General features: G+C 40.8%; 24 protein-coding genes, 1 pseudogene and 1 other annotated feature. Of the genes and pseudogenes, 2 read left to right on the forward strand and 23 right to left on the reverse strand.

Translation table 11 applies throughout. The features are described 5' to 3' along the window. Nucleotides 1-81 precede the first annotated feature (81 nt). Nucleotides 82-283 (reverse strand) — a binding site (T-box leader). 81 nt (nucleotides 284-364) lie between these two features. The 4 genes and pseudogenes from ACMKPP_RS04455 to ACMKPP_RS04470 all read right to left on the reverse strand — a co-directional run bounded on the left by ACMKPP_RS04455 (nucleotide 365) and on the right by ACMKPP_RS04470 (nucleotide 2,812). Continuing rightward, on the reverse strand, nucleotides 365-772 hold the full coding sequence (locus ACMKPP_RS04455; protein WP_418369334.1) for a hypothetical protein: 408 nt from the start codon (nucleotides 770-772) through the stop codon (nucleotides 365-367). Nucleotides 773-1,159: 387 nt separating this feature from the next. Continuing rightward, entirely contained in the window at nucleotides 1,160-1,792 is a 633-nt protein-coding gene (locus ACMKPP_RS04460) for a hypothetical protein (protein ID WP_418369335.1), read from the reverse strand. A 142-nt stretch (nucleotides 1,793-1,934) separates the two neighbouring features. Beyond that, nucleotides 1,935-2,363 (reverse strand): VOC family protein, encoded by a 429-nt coding sequence (locus tag ACMKPP_RS04465; RefSeq protein ID WP_024062157.1) that lies wholly within the window; start codon nucleotides 2,361-2,363, stop codon nucleotides 1,935-1,937. A gap of 57 nt (nucleotides 2,364-2,420) precedes the next feature. Beyond that, nucleotides 2,421-2,812 (reverse strand): annotated as a pseudogene (locus ACMKPP_RS04470) (TIGR04076 family protein). Between the two features lie 329 nt (nucleotides 2,813-3,141). Here ACMKPP_RS04470 and ACMKPP_RS04475 point away from each other — a divergent pair. Continuing rightward, complete coding sequence (locus ACMKPP_RS04475; RefSeq protein WP_418369336.1) at nucleotides 3,142-3,489, forward strand: hypothetical protein; 348 nt, start codon at nucleotides 3,142-3,144, stop codon at nucleotides 3,487-3,489. 132 nt (nucleotides 3,490-3,621) lie between these two features. Here ACMKPP_RS04475 and ACMKPP_RS04480 read toward each other — a convergent pair whose 3' ends face one another. From ACMKPP_RS04480 to ACMKPP_RS04555, 16 genes are all read right to left on the reverse strand, one after another. Further along, a complete protein-coding gene (locus ACMKPP_RS04480) occupies nucleotides 3,622-4,098 on the reverse strand; it encodes an HXXEE domain-containing protein (protein ID WP_418369337.1) in 477 nt (158 codons plus the stop codon). A 50-nt stretch (nucleotides 4,099-4,148) separates the two neighbouring features. Next, nucleotides 4,149-4,775, reverse strand: a complete 627-nt coding sequence (locus tag ACMKPP_RS04485; protein WP_418369338.1) for a GyrI-like domain-containing protein — start codon at nucleotides 4,773-4,775, stop codon at nucleotides 4,149-4,151. Nucleotides 4,776-5,029: 254 nt separating this feature from the next. Beyond that, nucleotides 5,030-5,677 carry an RloB family protein gene (locus ACMKPP_RS04490; RefSeq protein ID WP_418369339.1) on the reverse strand — a complete coding sequence of 216 codons (648 nt, stop codon included), beginning with the start codon at nucleotides 5,675-5,677 and terminating at the stop codon, nucleotides 5,030-5,032. A gap of 1 nt (nucleotide 5,678) precedes the next feature. Then, the gene (locus ACMKPP_RS04495; RefSeq protein ID WP_418369340.1) at nucleotides 5,679-6,947 is read right to left on the reverse strand and encodes an AAA family ATPase; all 1,269 of its coding nucleotides are present in this window, start codon (nucleotides 6,945-6,947) and stop codon (nucleotides 5,679-5,681) included. Nucleotides 6,948-7,076: 129 nt separating this feature from the next. Further along, nucleotides 7,077-7,817 (reverse strand): ABC transporter ATP-binding protein, encoded by a 741-nt coding sequence (locus tag ACMKPP_RS04500; protein ID WP_418369341.1) that lies wholly within the window; start codon nucleotides 7,815-7,817, stop codon nucleotides 7,077-7,079. Between the two features lies 1 nt (nucleotide 7,818). Next, complete coding sequence (locus ACMKPP_RS04505) at nucleotides 7,819-8,586, reverse strand: ABC transporter ATP-binding protein (protein WP_418369342.1); 768 nt, start codon at nucleotides 8,584-8,586, stop codon at nucleotides 7,819-7,821. Further along, on the reverse strand, nucleotides 8,579-10,093 hold the full coding sequence (locus ACMKPP_RS04510) for an ABC transporter substrate-binding protein (RefSeq protein WP_418369343.1): 1,515 nt from the start codon (nucleotides 10,091-10,093) through the stop codon (nucleotides 8,579-8,581). Before ACMKPP_RS04510 ends, ACMKPP_RS04505 begins: the two co-directional genes overlap by 8 nt. Nucleotides 10,094-10,157: 64 nt before the next feature. Further along, a complete protein-coding gene (locus ACMKPP_RS04515) occupies nucleotides 10,158-10,967 on the reverse strand; it encodes an ABC transporter permease (protein ID WP_418369344.1) in 810 nt (269 codons plus the stop codon). Further along, the gene (locus ACMKPP_RS04520; protein ID WP_418369345.1) at nucleotides 10,960-11,910 is read right to left on the reverse strand and encodes an ABC transporter permease; all 951 of its coding nucleotides are present in this window, start codon (nucleotides 11,908-11,910) and stop codon (nucleotides 10,960-10,962) included. The genes ACMKPP_RS04515 and ACMKPP_RS04520 overlap by 8 nt, the downstream gene beginning before the upstream one ends. 234 nt (nucleotides 11,911-12,144) lie before the next feature. Next, nucleotides 12,145-12,732, reverse strand: coding sequence for a hypothetical protein (locus tag ACMKPP_RS04525; protein ID WP_279009157.1), 588 nt, complete (start codon nucleotides 12,730-12,732; stop codon nucleotides 12,145-12,147). Nucleotides 12,733-12,999: 267 nt separating this feature from the next. Beyond that, nucleotides 13,000-13,761 (reverse strand): SDR family NAD(P)-dependent oxidoreductase, encoded by a 762-nt coding sequence (locus tag ACMKPP_RS04530; RefSeq protein ID WP_418369346.1) that lies wholly within the window; start codon nucleotides 13,759-13,761, stop codon nucleotides 13,000-13,002. A 112-nt stretch (nucleotides 13,762-13,873) separates the two neighbouring features. Then, the gene (locus ACMKPP_RS04535; RefSeq protein ID WP_418369347.1) at nucleotides 13,874-14,632 is read right to left on the reverse strand and encodes an SDR family NAD(P)-dependent oxidoreductase; all 759 of its coding nucleotides are present in this window, start codon (nucleotides 14,630-14,632) and stop codon (nucleotides 13,874-13,876) included. Between the two features lie 391 nt (nucleotides 14,633-15,023). After that, a complete protein-coding gene (locus tag ACMKPP_RS04540; RefSeq protein WP_128114102.1) occupies nucleotides 15,024-16,025 on the reverse strand; it encodes an electron transfer flavoprotein subunit alpha/FixB family protein in 1,002 nt (333 codons plus the stop codon). Further along, nucleotides 16,025-17,014: an electron transfer flavoprotein subunit beta/FixA family protein gene (locus ACMKPP_RS04545; protein WP_119562510.1), complete on the reverse strand. Its 990-nt coding sequence runs from the start codon at nucleotides 17,012-17,014 to the stop codon at nucleotides 16,025-16,027. Before ACMKPP_RS04545 ends, ACMKPP_RS04540 begins: the two co-directional genes overlap by 1 nt. A gap of 4 nt (nucleotides 17,015-17,018) precedes the next feature. Next, nucleotides 17,019-17,297 carry a ferredoxin family protein gene (locus ACMKPP_RS04550; protein ID WP_004694335.1) on the reverse strand — a complete coding sequence of 93 codons (279 nt, stop codon included), beginning with the start codon at nucleotides 17,295-17,297 and terminating at the stop codon, nucleotides 17,019-17,021. After that, nucleotides 17,294-18,601: an FAD-dependent oxidoreductase gene (locus ACMKPP_RS04555; protein WP_118091139.1), complete on the reverse strand. Its 1,308-nt coding sequence runs from the start codon at nucleotides 18,599-18,601 to the stop codon at nucleotides 17,294-17,296. Before ACMKPP_RS04555 ends, ACMKPP_RS04550 begins: the two co-directional genes overlap by 4 nt. Before the next feature lie 388 nt (nucleotides 18,602-18,989). Between ACMKPP_RS04555 and ACMKPP_RS04560 the strand changes: the two genes are divergently transcribed. Then, nucleotides 18,990-19,451: an ArsR/SmtB family transcription factor gene (locus ACMKPP_RS04560; RefSeq protein ID WP_004694338.1), complete on the forward strand. Its 462-nt coding sequence runs from the start codon at nucleotides 18,990-18,992 to the stop codon at nucleotides 19,449-19,451. Nucleotides 19,452-19,620: 169 nt separating this feature from the next. On the opposite strand, the gene ACMKPP_RS04565 is transcribed toward ACMKPP_RS04560, so the two are convergent. The 3 genes from ACMKPP_RS04565 to ACMKPP_RS04575 form a co-directional block, all read right to left on the reverse strand. After that, the gene (locus ACMKPP_RS04565; RefSeq protein WP_008603324.1) at nucleotides 19,621-20,943 is read right to left on the reverse strand and encodes a pyridoxal phosphate-dependent aminotransferase; all 1,323 of its coding nucleotides are present in this window, start codon (nucleotides 20,941-20,943) and stop codon (nucleotides 19,621-19,623) included. A gap of 436 nt (nucleotides 20,944-21,379) precedes the next feature. After that, entirely contained in the window at nucleotides 21,380-23,248 is a 1,869-nt protein-coding gene (locus ACMKPP_RS04570) for a TonB-dependent receptor plug domain-containing protein (protein ID WP_038125731.1), read from the reverse strand. A 20-nt stretch (nucleotides 23,249-23,268) separates the two neighbouring features. Beyond that, nucleotides 23,269-24,180, reverse strand: a complete 912-nt coding sequence (locus ACMKPP_RS04575; RefSeq protein WP_008715111.1) for an ABC transporter substrate-binding protein — start codon at nucleotides 24,178-24,180, stop codon at nucleotides 23,269-23,271.

Consider the following 24,180-nt stretch of genomic DNA (forward strand, 5'->3'; position numbering starts at 1 on the left):
CGCCAATGTCGACACCATATATATCAGTGATTTACTAGACTTTCACAAATAAAAAAGCCCCTCAGAACAACCGTCGTTGCTCAAAGGGGCGTTATATTCATAACACGGTACCACCCTAATTGGGACTCGTTTCGGGTATAACGGAACCACCGTCGATGACTACTAACGTTCGCCACCGAAGCTCACGGGAGAGTGTCAGCGTACAACCTCTATTGCCTCGCACCAGCCGGCAACTCTCTGAAAGCAGGATTTGTAAACCTTTATACCCGTTCATCGCTTGATTTAAGATATAAGGGTATTGTACTGTATTCTATAGACTTATGTCAATTAAAATAAAATGAATATGATTTCATAAAGCTCATCGTTAGTAGTTAGTCCACTCTAAACTATCAAAATCATTCATAATGAGTTTCTTCTTCTTTACCACTTGGTTCGTTAGCTCAATGCGTTCACTAACAAATGAAATATCTGTATACCATTCCTTTAAATTAGCATACACTTCATTCTCTAAATCAATAATGATAGTTTCTATGGGATCCCAAGTTTTACATTGTACAGATTCCACCATAACCATGCTACTACCTATGAAAGTAACATCTCTACCATAAATCCAAAATGGCAATACCTTATTTTTTATAGCAATAGAGTATATAGCATCCCCATGAGGCGGTTCCGTTTCATATTGCGTGCGTATTTGGTACTTTTCCATAATTTCATTACTACCAGTTTCTATATATGGCAACGTTGAAATCTTATAATTATCTGCGTTCATATAAGCTCCGTTATTTTTAATATAAATCACAACAAAGAGGACTGTATATCGCTATTTGTGTAGTATATATTTTGCTATACTTATTACGAAGAGAGTCCGTTGACGTGAGTTAGGTTCATCTCCGCGAGGAGGTGATACTATGACAAATCATGAGGTTACCTATGTAATTATCATAGTTCTGTTATCAGTAGTCACTATCATTGCACTAGTTAAGTAGTACAACGATAAACGCCTAACGTATAGAGGAGTGCAGTCCTCTAACACGTTAGGCGCCATCATAATTTTGTTCAGTTTTAGATGAGCCTAACGCCCTAATCACGTTAATGGACTCTCTTTATATATATATTATAAGCTAATCATACTTAAAAAGATAGTACAATAAATAACTCAATTTATACCTACACTATTAATTATTTCTCTAGCCCGTTTAACAGAAATTGGCTCATCAAATAAGAACACATGGTTCTGCCCCTCATACTCCCAAGATGCTAAGTAAACAGAGTCATCTACCATTCGATAGGTCACGGTCATACCATTCACAACATCTGTTTTCTGAGGCACGTAATCCTTATAGTCACCTGCGATATTACCAGATACTGTAGATACGCAATATTTAATATACTTCGGCATATCATCTACACGGTCAAAGTATTTTCCTTTTAAAAGCTCATGATAGGCATACACGACTTGTAGTACATCATGATCTACAACAGCCACATGTATAGTATGTAATCCCTCTACTCCACTTGGCAACTGCGGTTTAAAGTTCAAATGTTGCTTAGCCTCGTATACAGTATCAAACACCTCTAGCGATTGACCTTTACGAGTGCTTCTATAATCGCTATCAGTCATACTGCAACTACCAAGTCCATCTGGACAAGGAAACTCATTTCGGTCACCATAAGGCTGATCATAAATCGAATTACCATTGAGACGAAGCCGCATTAAGTCCTCTGAGGAGACAATATTAATAGAACCTATGAAAGCTAGCGTGGCCAGTGCACATATAATCTTTTTCATGATACATTCCCCTATAAACAAACAACATGTATTAAGTAAATTATATCACTAAAAGAACAAATGCCTATATAATACTAGTTACAGCATGATTCTAAGTCTATAATAAGCTGATGCCGAAGACACGCCTGAGCAAGATTAACTACTAAAATTTCAATAATCCCTTTTCATCAAACTTAAAGTTTGGACCCCATGCAACTTCCCAGTAATATCCATCTGGATCAGCAAAATATGCATGATAACCACCCCAAAAAACATCTTGTGGTTCTTTTACAATTTTCCCCCCAGTATTTCGTACTAATTCAATGACATTATCAACATCTTCTTTATGTTCAACATTATAAGCTAATGTAATTCCGGCAAATCCATTTCCCGCTGGTGGATTATTTTCATCAATATCTTTTGCTAATTGTTCCAAAGGAAATAGTTCAAATTTTGTCCCTGCCGTATCAAAAAATATTACTGGCGGATTATTTTCTTTACAGTCAGTCTTATATCCTAAACCATCTCTATAGAACTTTATTGATTTTTCCATGTCTCTAACACCTAAACATATGCAAGTTATCTTATTCATTACTACCTCCATAAGTTCAAATTACATTAATCAGATAAACTAGAAGTTATCAATATCTTATTCGTAATTAACTCGCTCGATTTTGAAGATTACCGGACGTGTACCATCTGAACAGCAGGTAATCATTTCATTTTCGTTTTTCATCCAGCCTTTCATAATAGAACCGCCTTGTAAACAGTGTAAATATAACGTGAAATAGCATTCCATGCTTCCGAGCAAAACGGCATTTTCGGACCACCAGCAATAGTATCCTTGTTACCGTTCGTTTTAACCAATGTGTTCAATCCCATATGCCAAAAGTCATCCCACTCATCGTCACGGTAAAAAACGAACTCGTCACCCACATTATAACAAGGACAGACACCAGAAACAGGATCTGCACAGTATTGCTGTTGTAGTTCAGGATATAACTTTTTGTCTAAAACTGTTACTTTTACTTTATGTTTCATTATCTTTTCCTCCTAAAATTCTAATTTGTTTATGACTATCTGATTCTATCTTTCATTCAGTAAAGCTACGTTTTCAATAAAGCTACGATTTCAATATAGATACATTGCGCCAATTTTTGGTATTCGGCTTTTATTATTAAATTATATCAAAAAATTTTCTCAGTAATCATCACAAATCTATCACATTTGATAGTATCTATCGCAAATCATTCTACTATTCAAAATTATTGTAGGTGCTATAATGAACTCAACAAAAGGAACAGGTGCTCATATGATACTAAATGCACTATTCCAAAACTATAGTTAGTAGTTATATAAAGGAGACTATCATGACACATACAAAATTAACACAACTCGTACAAGCTTTATTAGATGCACCTACAAGCAATCCAACATTAAAAGAATTCGCTCAATCTTGGATTAATGCAGAAGGCAAACCTGAACAAGAAGAACTTACAAAGCAACTCGTATCCGTTGCAGAGCAAAACATTGCACTCATCGACGAAACAATCGGCTTTGCAGGCTCTGAACTTGGTACACAAATCTTAGGTAAAGAAGGCGCCGCTAACCTATTACAACACGCGAAAGACATTAAAGCACAAGGTGCTGAATTCTGTGACTGCCCTGGATGCGTGGCAGCTAAACATATTATTGATTTAAAAGCGGAAATTAAATAATAATATATTACCTATATAGAGGTCATCGACACACTGTTGATGACCTTTTTATATACAAAAATCGGCCCTCATGGAGGAGCCGATTTATTTAACAATATTTCTATATCTCTATGAAAGTTTTCCGTTCACAGTCTAATCAGATGTTTTTTGTAACACCTGTAATATTTTAAAACTCACCGCAATGTTTACAAAGATAAGCAGCAATGTTATGAATGAATATGCCAAAAGCCAATAGTTTGCCGATACCGCATCATAGATCCGGCAAGCACAATAACTGGCCGTGATGATACCGCTAAGAACGCCCGGTATATACTGTCGCAGTAAAATACTTTGAATTATATGTCCAATCACATGGTATATATACGCTATGATGACGGTGATGTAAATGTCGAAGCTTTCAAAATAAATACTCAAGCCCAGCACAATCAACAGGAGTATGAATTCCTGACAGACGATGGCATTGAATCTAGACGGTGTAAATGCCCCCGCCAAAAATCGACGTTGCAACTGCTGATTTCGCCCCATAAAATAAGGAAATAAGAGCATCTCCTCAAATTCGTGCAACATAAAAATACTGGGAAACAATAGGAAAAAACTATTCAGATCCATAAGGTACCTCGTTCATAAATCCGATTAAGTTTACTATGAAATCCTTATAACTATCCCTTTTTCACCTGCACGCGCAGTACAGTCTTCAATTTTGCGGGCTCCACCTTTCGTGCATCAGACAGATAGATTTCCCGATGCCACTCGCCATTAACACGTTGCAAATTATGAGCAGAGCAGAATTCATCTACTTTCATAAACGATTCCGGTTCATCATCATAAGGCCCGACATGCAATATCTGCACACAATCCCCATCCTCTATCGATTCGAGCCGCACGTCCTTAAATCGAGGCAACGATTTTTTCTTGCATACATTAATAATGGCCGCCTCCAACACGTCAGAAGTCACAAAATCAGGTTGTCTGATCATCACCCGATATTGCAGATTATTCTTATCAAACTGCTCCGTATGCTCAAGCTGCTTCCAGAGCGCCTCCAACGGATACACGGTGTAATCAAAGTACCCATCCGGCGTCACGCCCTTTTTCGGCAACATCTTTATCCCGTAGGACAACGAATATAACGCCTCGATATCATCGGCAAAGGCCGCATGATTAGGATTTCCCACGCCATCCAGCACGAGGAACTTCATGCTCGGCACCGTAACCTGCACCGCCTGCTGCTTAGGACAATACAATTCCTTTTCGTGCTTACGCCATTCATGCTTTACTGCTGTCATAATCAGACCTCTCTTTCTGAAAGAAAACATATGATTTCTTTTATCGTAAGGGAGGATTATGAAGGGAGATTATAAAATACTATAATACACCTATATCTTTTTCTAGAGTAAAAAGTAATAATATATAAAAATACATTACTATTATAGATTCTTATTATATAAGAAAATAATCTTTTAAATTTTACTCTTATATCCACATCTACTATAAACCAGAATATCCCCATCTTATATATCAATCTTTTGAATAAGATGCTCTAAACCTTAGAACGAATTTCTTCTACTAATTGATAAATTGTAGTACAGGGGTTCATTTCAGAAGGCACAGTAATACCATCTCGTATTAATGAAGTATACCTCTCTTTAGCTGTCTTAATAGCATTTTTTTCACTTCCTACGGTATAAAAACGTCGATATAAATCACTATCAGTCTTATTATATTCATATCCATTCATTCTTTGTCGGCAAAGCTTCTTTAAACTTTCGCAGCAACAAACTGATGTATCAAAAGCACGTAATCCGCCTAGGTATGCATGAAGCCATATCTCAATACAAGGGTTTGACCAACCAACATGAATATTCATACTCTCAGCCTTTTCTATAATTTTATCAAAAGTAGTTACTTGGTCTCTATCAAAAATAATCCAAGTTTCCCTCAATTGTGGGTCATAACTAGAGTCTCTTCGAGCTTTACTTATTAATTCTTTAGTTTTAATACCATCTACAACTTTTATTTGTAACTTATTTCTAATTTCATGAGGTAATGACTTATGTAGGCCTTCAAAATACGCTCGCTCAGTTCCTTCCGTATCTGTATATATTAAATAGTAGCCTAACTCTAAATTACGTCTTTCAATACGTTCATGTCTCTTTTTTCTATTGCCTCGATGATCTTGTTTAGCCATACTATTTCTCCGTAGAAAAATCCATATCTTTTAATAGTGGAATTGCACCATAACTACCTAGTAAATATTGCTTAACATAATTTACATCTTTACGAATAGATTTACCTTTATCCCCCTTAAAGTCAGCTAAAGAATAAAGTTCAGAGGCCCCATCAATATCTTTTTTAGTAAACCAAATTTCATCACGTCGTAATAATCTATTTGTCATAGAAATTAAATCATGTGTTGTAAAGATTAGTTGAGCATGATTTATATTAATTTCAGGATTTAAAAATAAAAGTAATATATTCCTCATTAACAAAGGGTGTAATCGCGCATTTAACTCATCAACAAATAATACTGCGCCCTTAGTCAGAACAGATTGAAGCTCCGGATACAAGGCAAACATTTTTTGTGTCCCCGCAGACTCTTCACCAAGCGATATTTCTACAGATGTATCACTATCTTTTTTTACATGTAAGGTATTAATCGAATATTTCTTTCTTTTTTCTTTTTCTTCCTCTTTTTCGTGTTCTGTAATAGAAAACCCTTTTATGCTATCATCAAAAGTCCCTAAAAAGTTCACTACTTTATCTTGAATATTCTTATCCTCAACAAATCCTTTAGGCATCATTCTGTACCGAAGTAGCGACTCAATAGGATCTGCAAAATTCGATAAAGAATTATATCCAAACCAGTCTCGTATTAGTTTACATTTCTCAATTTTCAACTTAGCGCCAAGAGATACAATTAACGTTTGTGGCTCTAAGGATATTTTAATATTATCTTGACTTGCTTTAGGAATTCCAGATAAATCCAGTTCTTCATGAGCCGTATTTCTATAAAATATAGTTCTATATTCTCTAACAGTTCTAGCTTTACTATTCAACCACTCTTCTTCAATACCATGACGATTCATAGAGAATCCATAATTATAAACTTTTTGTTTATCATCTCCAGGGATTGTAAAATATACCTCAAAAACAGATACTTTATCAACAGATTCCATGTCAAATAAAAATGGATCCTGTTTAATCTTAGCATCAGCTTCAATATCTTCATCTCCAAAAGAAAAAGAACGCAAAACATATTGAGTCATATATTCAAATGCGTTGTATACATTCGACTTACCACTAGCATTAGCACCAAATATAGCAGCTACAGGCAATAATTTTTCGCCACCAACTGCTCGTACATGTTCAGGAAATTCAGTACAAGTTGTTGCTGTTAAATCTAAAATAGCTTCATCCCTAAAGGATCTAAAATTTTTAAAGGAAAACTGAATTAACATAATAATTCCTCCATTCTTACGTTAAGTATACAACGTATACCCCAAAAATACAACCATATGAGCAAAATACTCATATGGTTGTATTTTTTACTATTAAAGCCCCTGTTCCAAACAGGGGCTCTTTGCTTTCTACACACTCGCTTCCACTAGTGCTCGTGTATACGGGTGTACCGCTTCTTTTAGTCGAGTTGATTCGATGTTTTCCACGATTTGTCCGTCTTTCATCACTAGGATTCGATCTGTGACCGCTTGTAGCAGTCCGATGTCATGACTCACAAACACATAGCCGAAGGGTTGTTCTTTATGTAGTTTTTGTAATAGGTCAAGTACGAGTTTCTGGTTCACCGCATCAAGGGCCGATGTAGGTTCATCAAAGAGTACCAGTTTCGGCTTCATCAGCATGATTCGTGCCAGTACAACACGTTGCAGCTGACCTCCGCTGACTTCGTGAGGGTATTTTCGGATAATTGTTTCCGGTAAATCTACATGTCGGATCCATTTGCGAATATCTTCCTTCGCTTCGGTCATGTCCATAAGACCATAGTTAATGTACGGCTCAAGTAGAAATGCTTCCAAGTTCATCCGTGGCGGAATAACCGCCAACGGATTTTGAAACATCATCTGCAGCGAGCGGTACACTTCCGTATGGTTTTGAATCTGTGATATATCTTCTCCGAAGAGTCGCAATGTACCCGATGTAGGTTTTTCCAGCATCGCCATGAGTCTAAGTAGCGTACTTTTACCAGAACCGCTACCGCCGGCGATGCCTACTCGTTCATGTTCAGCAATAGCAAAAGACACATCATCAACGGCACGCACCATATGATTGTGGTTCGTATAATATTTACATATATGCTCAGCTTGTATCATATTACACCACTTTCATCACGGAATCCAACAGTATACGTGTATAGTCATCTTTAGGATGCGCCATTACCTCTTCGGTAGCCCCCATTTCAACAAGGTGCCCTTTATTCATCACACCGATGCGGTCCGCAATGCGCACAGCCGCCTTGATGTTATGGGTCACCAGAATCACGGTTGCTCCGAGGGCCTGTGTTACTTCTTTCAGCAAGTCCAATACCGACGATTGTACCATCATATCTAAAGCACTGGTCGGCTCATCGGCAAATACGATATCCGGTTTCAGAATCAGGCTCAACGCAATCGCCAGGCGTTGTTGCATACCGCCGCTCAGTTGAAACGGATAGGATTGTAAAATACGTTCCCCTTCCGTCAAGTGGACGAGCTGTAACATATGCAGTACACGATTCACATCATACGGCTCATCATGAGCGCGCAATAAGTCTTTGAAATGGTTTTCCACGGTACGAGCCGGATTCAAATAGGCACTGGGATTCTGAAAGATCATCGACACCCGCATGCCGCGCATTTGTCGCCAGTCCTTATCGCTCAATGTCGTAATATCCGTGCCGTTCAGCAAAATTTGACCGCTTATAGTGGCCTTCTTCAGCATACCGAAGGCGGCGCGAATCAACGTCGATTTCCCGGAGCCGCTTTCACCAACGATGGCAAACACCTCACCGGTGCGCACGGAAAAGGATACATCGTGTACGGCCTGTTCCGCACCGTATGAAATTGATACATTGTCAAATACTATGCAATCAGATTTATTCAATAGTAGAATCCTTTGTTAATAAGTAGTAATCGATTGGATGCACCGGCACATTTTTAACCTTGGATGTGGAAACCACATTCGCAGCAGGGTACAACAAATAGATGTCAGCCACATCATCGAGCAAAATGGACTGTACTTGTTTAGCCACGTTCGTCCGTTCATTTTGATCAAATGTAACTGCCAACTTGTCGATTAATGCATCCACTTGAGGATTGTTATAACCGCCTACATTGGCTTTAGAACCGGATTTATAGAACAAGCTGAGGAACCAGTAAGGATCGTTTGTAGACATGGTTACCACATTGCGTTCCACCAAATCAAATGCGTCTACACCAAGGGTATCCACTTCATTAGGGCTTTGCAATTTTCTGAGTTCTACCGCGATGCCCGCCTGTTTCAATTCTTGTTGAATTTCTTCATACATGCTAGTATCTTTGCCCCAAATAGCGAGGGTCAATTTCAATTCCTTACCATCTTTTGCATAGATACCGTTGCCATTCTTCGCATAGCCCGCTTGGGTTAATAATTCATTTGCTTTTGCAAGGTCAGTGACAGCTTTATTTGAAAGCCCATCATAGCCCAAGTTTGCGGAAGGAGGGAATGGAGCACCACCGGCCAATGCACCGCCGCCGATAACTTTTGCCATTGTATCGTAATTGATGATATGAGCCACAGCAGAACGTACATTTTTATCATGTAACGGAGAGGCTTCTGTATGATTAACCTTTAACATCATTACGCGAACACCAGACACGTCTTGCATGTTGAATCCATCTTTAAACAAGCTACGATTAGCGGAGTCCACCTTTTGAATAACATCCACGTCTTTAGATTGTAACGCCATGGCACGCTTATTATTGTCTTCAATATCCTTTACAGTCACAGAATCAAGACCCAGTTTGCCGCCCCAATAGTCAGCGAATGCCGTTAACTCGATGCTTTCACCCTTTGTGAAAGAAGTAATTTTATACGGACCTGTAAGAACTGGTTTAGACGCCACATCTTTAAGATCTGCCGTATCCATGATAACGAATGCAGGTTCAGTCAAGCTGGACAATAAGGAGCCATTAGGTTCCGTAGTTTTAATGATCAAATTTTGACCATCAACGGTAATGGATTCAATTTTAACGGCCTTCGCAGAGCGAGGGCTTTGTTTCATCGTATACTCGATGGACTCTTTTACCTTCTGAGGTGTCATCGCAGTACCATTGTGGAATTTTACATTTTCTCTAATATGGAATTTCCATGTAGTTGGGTCAATATTTTCCCAGGAATCAGCTAATTGTCCGGTAAATTTCATATCTGGTGTCACCGTAGCCAAGGTTTCACCTGCTCCGATACGTGTCAATGTCCACGCATCCCATTCATGCGTCGGATCTAATGTTTCACCGAACCAATATAAGCCGACATTCAGATGCTTGCCTTGTTTAGCCGTATCATTGCCGCAGCCCACCAAGAGAGCCACCATACACAGCATGGATACACATGCTAATAACCAACGGTTCATAAATACTCCTTTTCACACCTCATTGTGATGAGGCTTTCACTAAAAACATTCATATTGTATGCGGTCATCGTGATACATCGAGGACATCACGCAACGCATCGCCAATATAGTTAAACAGAACAACGGTAATAAAAATCGCAAGCCCCGGATAGATCAACAGCCAAGGCGCGGTTTGCAGAAAATCACGGGAGCTCAATAGGATCGCGCCCCACTCGGGATCAGGCGGTTGCACGCCGATGCCGATGAGCGAGAAACTGGCCACCAAAATGATGGCATCCCCTAAATGTTGAATAATGACAATTAATAGCGGTGGCAGAACATTCGGCAGAATGTAACGCCATAAAATACGAATCCTCGAAGCGCCGGACATGCGAGCAAAGGTAATATACTCGGCATGGCGTTCGATATGGACAAGCCCCCTCGTGATGCGCGCATATTCCGCCCATTTAGTAATGCACAGCGAAATGATCACATTCGTTATGCTTGGCCCCATGATGCCGATGAAAGCAATGGCGATAACCATATTCGGAAATCCCAGTACCAAATCGATCAATCGCGACAGCCAACGGTCGATGCGCGGCGTGGAGAATCCCGCCAGTCCACCGATAACGATGCCTATCGCTCCGCTGATGCCGATGATGGTGAAAGCAATCCACAACGACGCCTTCCCGCCATAAAGAATGCGAGACCACACATCGCGGCCCAACTGATCAGTTCCTAGCCAATGAGTGTTGCTGATATCCTGCAACCTATCGGCTACATTCGTCGCCTCCGGATTATAAGGCGCGATGTACGGAGCGCAGAGGAAAAATACAATCCACAATGCTGCCAGTACAAGCATGATATATAGGCCATAAGGCTTTCGTCTATTCATAAGAGCCTCCTTGTATAGCGGCCCTTCGTTTCGGATTAAGCCAAATGCTCAATACATCAATGATGATGTTAATCACGATGAACACCAATGTAATCCAGATGATATAGCCCTGCATCAATACATAGTCACGGGCGGTTATGCCCTGTACCATCATATAACCGATGCCTTTGATGGAGAACACCGTTTCAATAACCGCGGAGCCGCCTAACATGGCCCCCATCGTAACACCCATCATAGGCAATAACATAAGTCCGACGTGAGGAAAGATATAGCGACAATATACCATCCACTCCGGTAAGCCGAGAGCTCTAGCCCCCTGTACAAAAGGCTGTTTCTCAACCTCCAGAATAGCATTACGCAAACGGCGAATATATAAGCCGCAAATCCACAGAGCAATTGTCAAGGCCGGCAGTATATACACGGTGAAGCCCTTTGTATTCGTTACCGATACAAGCTGCAGCTTCACGCCGAACAGATACAATAGCAAGAGACCTACCCAGAACCCCGGAATCGCCAAAGCGAAAAACGTAAATAATCGAATCACATGATCGACCCAGGAGTCTTGATATCGTGCCGACAACATGCCAAGCGGTATCGTTACGACTATGCCCATCAAAAGCGCCAGTGATACGAGCCCCAATGTATTCGGCAGTGCACCACCCAAAATAGTTGCTACCGGTAGCGAATACAATATAGATTCACCGAAGTCGCCTCGCACGAGTTGGCCTAGCCAGCGTATATATTGCTGCCACCACGGGTCGTTGAGACCTAGTTGCTCTCGCATCTGCTCTACTAATACAGGATCAGGTGTAGCCCCTACCAGATTAAACTTCATCGCCACGGGGTCAATGGGGGATAGTTTAATCAATACAAATGTACCGATGGTTACAACTAATAAAATGCCAACAATACTCGCCAATCGCTGTAATATTAATCGATACAATACATCACCTGCCTTCTTTTATTATAAATTAACTATATTTCTATTCTATCAATAGTCTTTATATATAAGTATACCCGCAGAGGTATATTAGAGTGATTCTCATTATGAAAGTTTTGCATACCAACAAAAACGGCCCCTCATATGAGGAGCCGTTCTATATAAAACCCTTACAGTGTCCATGCGAGTGCTTCACCACAGCTCGCATGCCTATCCCATTAGGCCTGGACTTTTATATTATTTTGTATGTTGTTTTGGAGCTACTGTATTAGCAACGATCGCTTTAGCCATGTCACGAGTTACAGGGCGTTCGAAGTACATCCCATGAGTTTGGCCGTCTTTGGTCCAACCTATGAGATATACCATTTTATTGCCACCTTTGAAAATAACCTTTGTGCCGTTTACTTTCTCATTAGCTGTTACACGAAAATCGCTATAATCGCCGCTAATATCTTCTTTTATTTCATTAGATACGCGATACACGATGCGTTTGCCTGCAGCTTGATTACGAGTAGCATCTTCACCAGCTTGGTAAACATAAACCACTTGCAATACATCCTTATCAATAGTACTTACAGATTCAATGTTATAACCTACAGGCAATACCTTAGGCATTTGAGGTGTAATGTTCATATATTTAGCCGCTTCATCTACAGTAGAAAACTCATGAAACGGGTTTGGCATGCCAACCATTGGCGCTTCTTGTTGAGCTACCACAGATTTAGGTTGATTTGGTTTTACATCAATAGTACCTTGAGCACCCGCAACAGTATAAGAACCTACACAAGCACAAGCAACAGCCATCAATACAAATTTCTTCAACATGATTATAATCTCCGCTCTTTTACATATACATCTGTACAAACACAACACATGTATTAAGAATATTATAATTTATAAATATATTTTACAAAATATTCTTTATCAAAACTTATTTTATAATTATACCCTAAATGATAGGGAATTTCAAGTAGTTATTTTTGATATAAAATCCTGAGTTCTATATTAGCTACTATACAAACATATATTCAAAATAGATGCTAAGACGCTCATCAGGAGTATCTATGTTTATATATAATCCATTCCTATCTACTATTTGGCAGTAGCTAGGTAATTAAATTTTGGCCCGCTGAGCTTAAACTCGAAGCTAGTCAAATCCACCTCGCCAACACATGCATCGCTATCATAAAGGGTAAGCAAAAAGTCTGCAGTCTGTTCACTGCTATGATACTTTTCAAATGAAGCATCGTAATCAAATCCATTTTTACCTGAAGCTACATCACAAAACTCGCTTTTAGTAGCCGCAGGCGCTAAGATTTTAGCCTGCATGTTAGCATCCGTATCCTGTACAAGCTCATGATACAAGCCCTCTGTGAAAGCACTTACAAAAAATTTTGTTCCACAATACGGTACTACGCCGGGCGCTAAAAAATAGCCACCCACGGAGGAAACATTTATCAACTGTGTTTGTTTACATTTATAATCTCGCACGAATAAACTAGAAAGTATCGCAAGTGCAGTTACATTTAAATCTATCATTTTTACCATTTTTTGAATATCATGATTCCCCATGAATCCAAAATCGCCAAAGCCTGCATTATTGATAAGAGCCTTTAACTCATAGCTTTTAAGGTCATCCCAAAGTGCTAAAACATTTTCGCTACACGAGAGATCACAAGGTTTTACAATAACGTCCGAATCAGGCGAAATGTTAGCAATCTCGTCTTTCAAATTTTCTAATAATTCTGCTCTCCGTGCAATAACGATTAAATTTTCTCCACGACGTGCAAAAGCTTTTGCCGTAGCTGCTCCTATGCCTGAACTTGCTCCTGTAATAACGATATATTTTTTCATTTTTTTGCCTTTCCTTTATAAATAAGAGTATCCGGCTTTATTGCACTTGCTTTGCCTCCTTAGTTAACATATGAGTCCTTTACTCAACTTTCACATTAAATCATAGGATGTTTTATTTCTTATGTACCATAAACCCAGCTGCTTGTTGATTTGCCATGATTGTGACATCAGAAATTTGCAAGCGTTTAGGTTGATTTGTTACGTATAGTACAACGTCCGCCACATCCTCAGGTTGGATTGCATCGATGCCGGCGTAGACGGCTTTAGCTTTTTCCGCATCACCGTGAAAGCGAACTTCACTAAACGGAGTCTCTACGATACCCGGTTGAATGGTTGTGACCTTAATATCCGTTGCAATCGTATCCATACGAATACCATCGCTCAACATCTTAACGGCCGCCTTTGTAGCACAGTAAACAGCGCCACCTGGATATGCGTAAATACCAGCGGTAGAGCCCATATTTACAATATGGCCTGCGTTTTTATCAATCATATAAGGTAGTACAGCCTTTGTTACATATAAAAGGCCTTTCACATTCGTATCGATCATAGTCACCGCATCATCGACAGTACTATCTTGGAAAGGATCTAAGCCTTGTGCAAGACCTGCGTTATTTACGAGGACATCAACGCCACCAAAAGCCTCAATTGCTGCTGGAACCTTGCTTTCAACATCCTCACGACTACGCACATCAAGAACCAAAGTCTCGACGCGCACGCCATACTCCTTAGACAAACGACCCTGTACCTCAGCCAACACCTCAGCGCGACGCCCAGAAATCAAAACATTATCACCATACTTTGCATACGCCTCAGCAATACAAAGACCAATACCAGACGTTGCACCAGTAACAAAAACATGACGAGCCATAAGAACCTCCTTATCAATCCGAACTAAATCTATACCCTAATTATACCACTTTAATATATAATGGACTCTAAGCCACCATCCTATACTAATAAAAATGATATGTCGGAGCATTTGTTTATAATACGCTAATACTTGAGCTCTACAACAGCAGTAAGCCAAATAGGGATACCTATTCGAAGCCGCCTTGGGCGCATTTCCCTTCTCTCTAAAATGATATGTCGGCGCAGGTGGTATTTAAAAGAACACATAAAGTGGCATATGGATTAAGGAATATGATAATAAAAAGAGGATACCCTTTCTGAAACCGACTTAGCTCGCTTTGGAGGCTTTCGGGAAGGGTATCCTCTTTCCTTATTGTATTACAATTCTAATGCCACTTTATGCACATCTTTTATTTCAAATGCGCCAACATATCATTTAAAACTTCCATGCAATCCCCCACGATCCCATAGTTAGCGTGTTGGAAGATTTCTGCATTTGGATCGTTATTGATAGCCACAATTGTGTCAGCACCAGAGATACCGCTCACGTGTTGAATAGCACCGGAGATACCGAATGCCAAGTATAGTTTAGGGCTTACAGTTTTACCTGTTTGGCCTACTTGGTATGGCAATTCGATCCAGCCCTTTTCTACAAGGGGACGTGTAGCACCTACAACACCGCCGATAGCATCGGCAAGTTCGTAGAGCTTATCGAAGTTCTCCTTAGAACCCATACCGCGACCGCCGGCTACGATGATATCCGCTTCTTGGATGTTGTAACCATCTTTGCTGAACGGAATGAAGTCAAGGCGCTTCATGCGAATATCTTCAGGTTTAAGGTCAAATTGTTCGATTTGAATACGGCCCCAGCTATCTGCAATGCGTTCTGGCTTTTTAAATACATTAGGACGGACAGAGCCCATTTGTGGACGATGATTTGGAGAAATAATTTCAGCTAAAATATTGCCACCCAAAGCAGGACGCGTCCATTCTACAAGGCCTTCTGTAGTATCTACAGTCAAGATAGTACAGTCAGCTACTACGCCGTTTTGCATGCGACCAGACATACGAGGTGCAAGGTCTCGACCATTGTTCGTAGCACCAATCAAAAGAATATTAGGCTTATGGTCTTCAAAGAAATCTGTCAAAACCTTTGTATAGCCGTCTGTTGTATAGTATTTCAAAAGAGGGCTTTCAAAAACGTGAACAATATCGGCACCATGCGCCACGAGTTCCTCCGCCTCGGATTGAACATTCTCACCAAGAAGCATAACTTGAACGAGTTGCCCCAATTCCTTAGCAATGCGACGAGCTTGACCGATAAGTTCGTACGTAACAGGATGCACTACGTCATCGATGGTATCGGCTACGACAAAGACATCTCTATATTCATCAAAATTTGTCACTCCCATTATCGATCACCTCCTTTGGAACCTTCTTCACCTTTAACGGCCGCTAAAGCCTTAAACTCACTAGAGGATACACTTTCAACAGTGGCAGCCCGCTGCACAGGATCTTTTACATCCACGCCCTCATCGTTGTTATCTACAGGCTCATCCACAGGTTCTTCGCTAGGCACCAATAGATGAGAAAACTTTTCCGGCTTGATATTATAGGCCAATTCAAGAACCTTTTTAGCCCCTTCCTCCACAGATGAAAGCATTTCTACCTTGCCCCGAAGCGGTGGTTGATATACCTTACGAACACGGGTAGGAGAGCCATTGAGACCAATACGACTTTCATCAATATTAGGCATATCGCGCAATGTAATATGCGTAATTGTATATCGTTTAGCATAAATAGAGCTCCAAAGCCCTGGCTGGCGTGGCTCATTGAGTTCAGCCGTAGCTGTTACCAATAGTGGTAATGGAGCCTCAATCACTTCATAACCATTTTCATGCTCTCGTTTTACAATCGCCTTTTGAGCCGCCTGATCTACGGTCAACTCACAAGCATAGGTAGCTTGCGCCATGCCTAGTTCCTCCGCAATTTGAGGACCTACTTGCGCTGTATCTCCATCGATAGCCTGCTTACCGCAGAAAATCATTTGGAACTCGCGATTCATGGTCTGTTGAATATGACGGATGGCAGAGGCAATCGTATAGCTTGTAGCCAATGTATCTGCACCACCGAAAGCACGGTCTGTAATGAGCACCGCATCGTCTGCACCGAGGGACAAACACTCGCGAAGTGCTGCCTCGGCTTGAGGAGGCCCCATAGTGACAACAGTTACACGACTACCTTCATATTGGTCTTTTACCGCAAGAGCTGCCTCTAACGCATGCATATCGTAAGGGTTTACAATACTAGGCAAGCCTGTGCGGATTAGATTATTCGTTTCTGGATCCAGCTTAATCTCAGATGTATCTGGAACCTGTTTGATACATACTAATAACTCCATACACTCACCCCTGTCTAAATTCTACGCCCTTAGCGTTACGCGGATATTTCCAAGTTTTTACGATTGTTTCGCCACAGAGAACACGGCAGGTGCCGCACTCAAGACACCCAGCGAAATCAAAGGCTAAATCACCATTTTCTTGTAATGTATATAGACCGGCAGGACAGCCGTTTACGAGTTTCATTTTCTCTTCCAAGCTAAAGCCAGCGCCATCCACAATAATATGAGGAGACGTTTCATCTACATAGTATTTATTGGCGCCCAAGCGCTCTTCTAGTTTCATAGGGAACGCACCCCTTTCCAAGCATCACGAATCAAGGTAACTAAACCAACGTCACTTACACTACCCATCAATTTCTTCATCATTGGGACTGCACCATCACCATTTACAGTGAATACATCGCGCATCACATGATTCACAAGAGCTGGATACTCTTTGAATATGCGAGGATTTGATGCGAGGAAGGCAGGCATATTTTTATAAAGCTTCATGTCCTTATATAACCAAGAATTCTTGATTTGACGTTCATACAATTTAGCAACGCGCTCCATGTTTTCATCGCGCAAGGCTACGTTAACCGCATCGGCTGCACACATGCCAGATTCGATGGCAAGGTCCATCCCACGAATGGTATACCCCAAGTTCATACACATACGCGCCGCATCACCAACGATAACATACCCATTACCGCCCAATGTAGGCAGAGCTTTAAAGCCGCCTTCTGGCACGAGATGCGCACTATGCTCCTTCAATTGACCATTTTTCAATAATGGTGCAATTCTTGGATGGCTTGTGAAAGCTAGTAGCATTTCATCTACCGATTTATTTGCTTTACCGATATCTTCAAGGCCTACAACCATACCTACGGAAAGGCTGTCTTTATTCGTATAAATAAAGCCACCGCCCAATAAGCCATCGGTCATATCGCCCAAAGTAAGCCACGCCATCCCCTCATCGCCAGATAGCATGAGACGATTTTCAAGATCCTCTTTTTTGAGTTTATATACTTCTTTCACCCCTACAGCCATTGTTTTTGGATCTGTAGGACCTGTAAGACCAGCTTCTTCCAATAATAATGTATTAGAACCCTCTGCGATGATAACTAGTTTTGCATATACTTCGTCATCGTGACAGCGAACACCTATTACACGGCGACGTTTTCCTTCACCTTCGGTAATAAGCTCAGTTACCTGTACATTAGACACGAGGAGAGCCCCTTTTTTCTCCGCCTCTTCTGCTAACCATTTATCAAATTTAGCACGTAATACTACGTAGGATTCTTCATTAGGTTCACCATCTTGGTAACTATACTCGATGGTGGTCATTTCATTACCCGTACCAATAGAAATACGCTCTTTTGTCACCTTTCGTTCCAACGGCGCACGGTCTCTAAAGTCCGGAACAAGACGTTCCAAAGAATGTGTATAGATACGTCCCCCCATCATGTTTTTAGCGCCTGGTGCGGTACCGCGTTCGATGAGTAAAACTTTTACCCGCTGCTCCGCAAGGCGTAATGCTGCCGCAGAACCCGCTGGCCCTGCGCCAACAACGATAACATCAAATGTTTCATTGCGATCAATTGCCATATACTCAGCTCCTTTAAATGAAAGCTTAGACTTACATAAGTTCATATAGTATATATATTTCTCTATTTAGAACCAAAATACCTTTAAAAATTATCACAGAAAGATGAATATATTCTATATTTTTCAGAAATATATTATAATGGTCTATACATGTTGTATATATACTCATTATATATTAATACTAATGTATACTTTCCCTTCTAGATGAGTGCAATAAAATTCATCAATTCGTGAATTTTATAAGTAAGTCTAGCTTTCACAAGAAAAGTAGCGTATGATAAAGGTAGCAAAAACCCTATACGGAGCAAGACGCGTATAATACGACCGCATAATGCAAGTCCACGGTCAAGGTTGGGAACTCGTTATTTTTTAATTAAGAGGAGGCCCTATGGACCCGTTAAAAATCTTGAAAGCATTATCCAATCCGCATCGGTTAGATATTATATTGTGGCTAAAACACCCAGAGAAAGAATTCGGTGTACAAGTACATGCTAATACGCTTATCGACTTTCCATATAGTGTAAGCGTTAAGAGTATACAAAAGCGCTGCGGTGTATCTCAATCTTCTATTTCTACATTTATGAGCATTTTAGAAAATGCTGAACTTGTAGAATCGCGTAAAATCGACCAATATACCTATTTCCGTCGCAACGAAGAAGTTATTCGCGAATTTGGCGAATGGTACAACAAAGAAGTATCCATCCAGTCTGATGAAATTGACAAATTATTAGAAACGGTTATCTTAGAAGACACTTCATATCCAGCAACTGAGGAAAGCTCCATACCTAGCGAGCAACTGGCAGTCGAAATACGTACTAAGGGACCGCATCATGATGAAGAAAGTAAATAAAAGCCCTTCCCTACTTACCATATCTAGGGAAAAACGAAAAGAGCTATAATTTTGAATATTATAGCTCTTTTTTATGTAATACTATACCATACATAGTATCTTTATAACTCATAATGATAACTTACAATGCAAAAAGAGTGCCTCCCTTTGGGAATGGCACTCTTTACGTTTATACATTTCGTTGTGCTTCATAAGCTCTGAATAGTTTAGATAATAACTCAGGAGCCAAGCGCAATAGTTCTGGATTTTCACAGAACGACACGCGCAATTGTGTTTTACCAGGGTTATTATCACCATTTTTACCGCTATAGAAACCATTGAGCGGCGCCATGAGGAGTGTATATTCCTTACCATCATCAAGGCTCACTGCACCGTGTTCGGCGCACCAGGACGCGAACTCTACACCGTCAAAGCCAGGTTTTGCCACCTTTCTCACGTCGATTACAAAGTAAATAGATGCTTCAGGGCGAGACACGATAAAATCCGGTTCTACCTCTTTAAACCCTTTATGGAGCTCAAAGATCATTTGACGATAGTAGTCGCGTTGTTGCTCATACCAGTTGTGCAACTGCGCATAGGACTCATGCTTCAAAGCGCCAAAGATATATTGGCCCAAGGTGTTAGCGCTAAGGTTTGCCGTATATTCCGCAACAGATTTTTCATAGCATAATTTATTATCCGTAATGATAGCTCCAATGCGAAGGCCACACGCATTCCAAACCTTACTAGCTGTTTCAAGGCTAATACGGCGGCCTTCGATGCCAGGCACATCTTTATCGGTTAAAGCCCAAATACTAGATGTTTCTTTCCCCTTTTCATAAGCCAATTCGCGGTACGCTTCGTCAGAGATAATCCACAAATTATGTTTAACGCACAATTTTGTATATTCAATGAGCGTTTCTTTGCTAAACAATTGACCAGTCGGATTGTCATAAGGAATGATGAGCAACGCACCAGGTTTTGTGTCGATAATGCGCTTCTCTACAGTCTCTACGGACGGCAATTCAAACTCACCATTTTCATTGAGCTCCCGTTCTACTGTTACAGTTTTACGGCCTATGCGAAGACCTACTGCATCATAGTTTGTATAAGAAGGGTTGAACATCAAGAGAGGGCGTTCCTCTTCGCCTGCACCACCACATACGCCGAGCATGATGATTTCCATCGCCATGGATGCACCGTCTGTTACGAGTACATCGAGGCCTGTTGTATCAAAACCTTGACTGCGCAAAATGTGTAGAAATGCTTCGCGGCACTCATCAGTGCCCGTAGTTGGTACATAAGGCACAATACCATTATGAAACGGACTATTGACACCACCCAAATCAAACAACCGACGCTGCATGGCGGGATGCATAGGACGCATTACATTGCCAATAGAACCATTCACCAAGATAGGTGGGTTCTTACGTTCCAAGAATTTAATTTGTCCTAGGCGAATGCCAGACGGCTTGCGAGCCATCATATACGGCGATAATTCTGGTTGTTTCATTTCGATCCAACTCCTCTAAAAATCAACCTTCTCCATGGGAAGGTTTTGATAACTGTGAAAGTAACAAAACATTTACTATACAAGCAAATATATGTGTACATCACAAAACATAAACTATGAATACCTATAGATAGATACATAATATTATAGAGCTTTTACTATAGAAAATCTATAGTTTTATAACATATACTTATTTACCTATACCTAATTTATCGGTTATTGAAAATAACTCTCATGGTGCTTAGTGCGGTCTCAATATATCATCAAAAATTATAATAAAAATGAAAGAGCCCCATAAGAGGCTCTTTCACCATGATATAGATTACATTTTGAAGCTATACAAATAACTATGATGTAATTGTCAATTATTAGTATAGCTTTATAATCGAACGATTACAGTAGTTATATCTATTAGCCATTGCAGTAGTTATATCTATTAGATAGTCACTTCTACACCTAGACGGAAGTTGCGACCTTGACCTGGCCACCAGTCACCAGGGTTGCCCCAACGAACGCTAGATTGTTCTGCATAGTATGTATCAAAGATATTATTGATACGACCAAATATAGTAACATTTTCGCGTACACGATAGTTAGCGCTGATATCCGCCAACCAGTACGTTTTACGTGGGAATACATTATCTGCAGGGCCAGGACGATTAATGATACCGCGGATATCCAAATGAGCATCCCATTTAGCATCGTTGTAATCAAGGCCTGCATTAACAGCATGTTTTGGCACATACCCATCGCGATTTGCTTTGCGAGTTGGTGTCGCATCAATATGAGTATACGTATAGCCAAGGCGTGCGGACAAGTGGTTCGTCAATTGTTTACGCACATCCGCATTGATACCACGAGCTTTTTCAGTGTCAAAATTGCGATATTGGCCTGTAAAATTTGCTGGATCTGTCATAACCCAACCGATTTTATCCTTCGTACTACGGCTGAAGAAACTAAGATTACTATTCCATGTTTTACCGAATTTGTGGTGTACACCTAAATCAAATTCATGACCTGTTTCCGGTTTCAAATTGCGGTTGCCATTGAAGCCATCAAATAATTGGTATGGTGTAGGGGCTAAGAAGTACTCTTTATACGCAGCATACACATTTGTCTTCTCATTTACATCATAGCCAAGGCTGATGGATGGAGATGTATGCGTACCGAAGGAGGAATGATGGTCAACGCGGATACCAGGTGTTACAGTCCACTTAGGAGCAAATTTCCATTCATCTTGAATGAAGTAAGATGTATTCGTAAGCTTCACCCCGCCCATATTAAGCACCTTATCTTGTCTCCAATCAAAGCCGCCTACTACAGTATGGTCTTTTGCTTTATACGTAACTTGATCACCAATACCACGAGTCTTCACATCCGTTAAGTACCCATCATATGTTGTTTTATAATGATTGTTCATCAAGTATAATTGATGGCTCCAGCGATTGCTGATTTTGTTGTTCCAAATCGCACGCAAGGAGTCATTTGCTTCATTACCATAACGAATATGGTTAAGGGCACCCAAATGGTCGGAGTACATTACATCACCACGATATGTGTCGTAAGATATTTTTACATCGTTCTTATCATTGATTTTATTGCCCACCATGAAAGATGCAGTATGGCTGTTACCATGTTGCGGAATACGCACACCATGGCCATCTTTGTAGGAGCCAATGATATCTTTTTGTACGCCTACACGCCAGTACCAATTGTTTTGGCTACCTTCATTGGTAATTGCGTATTGCTCTAAATCATTGCTGCCACCCATCACGCGAAGCTTAGTTTGTACACCTTGCTCAGGTTTTGCAGTAATTACGTTTACTACACCACCGATGGCGCCGGAACCATACAATGTAGAGCCTGCACCACGTTGAACTTCAATGCGATCAATACTAGACATATCTTTCAAAATAGTCATCGGCGGATTCACACCAGCCGCCCCCATATTGATGCCGTCTACCAAATACAATACTTGGTCAGACCCATTGATGCGGAATGCATTAGAGTTCGTGTAACCTACGCCACCACCGTACGTATTAATATCTACGCCCGGTACGATGTTCAAGGCTTCGTTCATATTCGTAGCATGGCGCTCACGAATATCGTCGCCTGTTACTACGCCTACACTAGCTGGCACTTCTGAAAGCTGTTGTTCACTACGAGTCGCCGTAACAACAATGGTATGCGCTTCTTTCGCTTCACCAGCGTCAACAGCTGATACACTAGGAGCACTCAATGTGCTACCAAATACGAGAGCTAACCCTACGTACATGGATAATCGTTGCATTCTTGATACTTTCATAAAAACCTCCACACATACATTTACATACTATATATATTTTGTGCCATAGAAACCATTGCACGAGTCATAAATTGGGAATAACTCATGACCTGCGAGGAATCTACGAGGAACACACGACGATTGGCGATGGCCTTAACACCTTGCAAAGCAGGGTCAGAATAGAGTTGTTCTGCCGTTGCTGGCGTAGTGCCATCCGAGGTATAAGCCACCGATGGGATGATGATAATGTCTGGATTCGCTTTGATTAAATCCTCTCGCGTCCCATTATCAAAAGGCCCCAAGCCTAATTGGGCGGCCGCATTGGTAACCTTCAAATATTTAGTCATATCATCAAAGGTTGACCCCTTGCCACCGGTTAAACCAAATTGCGTATAAAATGCTACTACAGGGCGTTCACCGGTATGTTTATTGGCTAACTCTTCGACAGTTTTCAAATCTGCGTCCATGCTAGCAATCATCTTTTCATCCGAAGCGTGTAAGAGTCCTGCAATTTCATGGATAACTGCTTTTGCTTCTTCTACCGTAGTCGGCGTCTTATAGACATAAACGGGAATCTGCATATTCCGCATTTCCCCAATCGCATCTGGGGACATCCAGTTTGGAACTAATACTAGATCAGGCTGTACAGAGAGCATAGATTCAGCAGTTGCTTTCACATGTTTCCCAACCTTGGCAGACTCGTCAGGCACATTGTTAGGCACGGTGCCAACAGCTGCCACTCGGCTCGGATCAACCAAAGATAACACTATATCCTCTGTACTCGCAGCGATAGGGACGATGCGCTTCGGCTCACTAGGTACAGTAACAGTTAGACCAGTGCCATCCGTAACCTGATGTGTCGTACCCGTTGTCCCCGTCTGCGTAGGACCACAACCGACCACTAAAAGTACCATCATTACTATGGTACATATAATAGAAATTCTTTGTTTCAT

Origin of the sequence: Veillonella parvula (assembly GCF_048309325.1) — a bacterium.
GTDB classification, from domain to species: Bacteria; Bacillota; Negativicutes; order Veillonellales; family Veillonellaceae; genus Veillonella; species Veillonella parvula_T.

Coding starts and splice junctions, on each gene's coding strand:
- ACMKPP_RS04460 (WP_418369335.1), bottom strand. CDS start 1,792: ATGAAAAAGATTATATGTGCACTGGCCACGCTAGCTTTCATAGGTTCT.
- ACMKPP_RS04560 (WP_004694338.1), top strand. CDS start 18,990: ATGGACCCGTTAAAAATCTTGAAAGCATTATCCAATCCGCATCGGTTA.
- ACMKPP_RS04535 (WP_418369347.1), bottom strand. CDS start 14,632: ATGGCTCGTCATGTTTTTGTTACTGGTGCAACGTCTGGTATTGGTCTT.
- ACMKPP_RS04555 (WP_118091139.1), bottom strand. CDS start 18,601: ATGGCAATTGATCGCAATGAAACATTTGATGTTATCGTTGTTGGCGCA.
- ACMKPP_RS04500 (WP_418369341.1), bottom strand. CDS start 7,817: ATGATACAAGCTGAGCATATATGTAAATATTATACGAACCACAATCAT.
- ACMKPP_RS04495 (WP_418369340.1), bottom strand. CDS start 6,947: ATGTTAATTCAGTTTTCCTTTAAAAATTTTAGATCCTTTAGGGATGAA.
- ACMKPP_RS04570 (WP_038125731.1), bottom strand. CDS start 23,248: ATGAAAGTATCAAGAATGCAACGATTATCCATGTACGTAGGGTTAGCT.
- ACMKPP_RS04525 (WP_279009157.1), bottom strand. CDS start 12,732: ATGTTGAAGAAATTTGTATTGATGGCTGTTGCTTGTGCTTGTGTAGGT.
- ACMKPP_RS04565 (WP_008603324.1), bottom strand. CDS start 20,943: ATGAAACAACCAGAATTATCGCCGTATATGATGGCTCGCAAGCCGTCT.
- ACMKPP_RS04530 (WP_418369346.1), bottom strand. CDS start 13,761: ATGAAAAAATATATCGTTATTACAGGAGCAAGTTCAGGCATAGGAGCA.
- ACMKPP_RS04485 (WP_418369338.1), bottom strand. CDS start 4,775: ATGACAGCAGTAAAGCATGAATGGCGTAAGCACGAAAAGGAATTGTAT.
- ACMKPP_RS04480 (WP_418369337.1), bottom strand. CDS start 4,098: ATGGATCTGAATAGTTTTTTCCTATTGTTTCCCAGTATTTTTATGTTG.
- ACMKPP_RS04490 (WP_418369339.1), bottom strand. CDS start 5,677: ATGGCTAAACAAGATCATCGAGGCAATAGAAAAAAGAGACATGAACGT.
- ACMKPP_RS04545 (WP_119562510.1), bottom strand. CDS start 17,014: ATGGAGTTATTAGTATGTATCAAACAGGTTCCAGATACATCTGAGATT.
- ACMKPP_RS04575 (WP_008715111.1), bottom strand. CDS start 24,180: ATGAAACAAAGAATTTCTATTATATGTACCATAGTAATGATGGTACTT.
- ACMKPP_RS04465 (WP_024062157.1), bottom strand. CDS start 2,363: ATGAATAAGATAACTTGCATATGTTTAGGTGTTAGAGACATGGAAAAA.
- ACMKPP_RS04515 (WP_418369344.1), bottom strand. CDS start 10,967: ATGAATAGACGAAAGCCTTATGGCCTATATATCATGCTTGTACTGGCA.
- ACMKPP_RS04455 (WP_418369334.1), bottom strand. CDS start 772: ATGAACGCAGATAATTATAAGATTTCAACGTTGCCATATATAGAAACT.
- ACMKPP_RS04510 (WP_418369343.1), bottom strand. CDS start 10,093: ATGAACCGTTGGTTATTAGCATGTGTATCCATGCTGTGTATGGTGGCT.
- ACMKPP_RS04540 (WP_128114102.1), bottom strand. CDS start 16,025: ATGGGAGTGACAAATTTTGATGAATATAGAGATGTCTTTGTCGTAGCC.
- ACMKPP_RS04550 (WP_004694335.1), bottom strand. CDS start 17,297: ATGAAACTAGAAGAGCGCTTGGGCGCCAATAAATACTATGTAGATGAA.
- ACMKPP_RS04475 (WP_418369336.1), top strand. CDS start 3,142: ATGACACATACAAAATTAACACAACTCGTACAAGCTTTATTAGATGCA.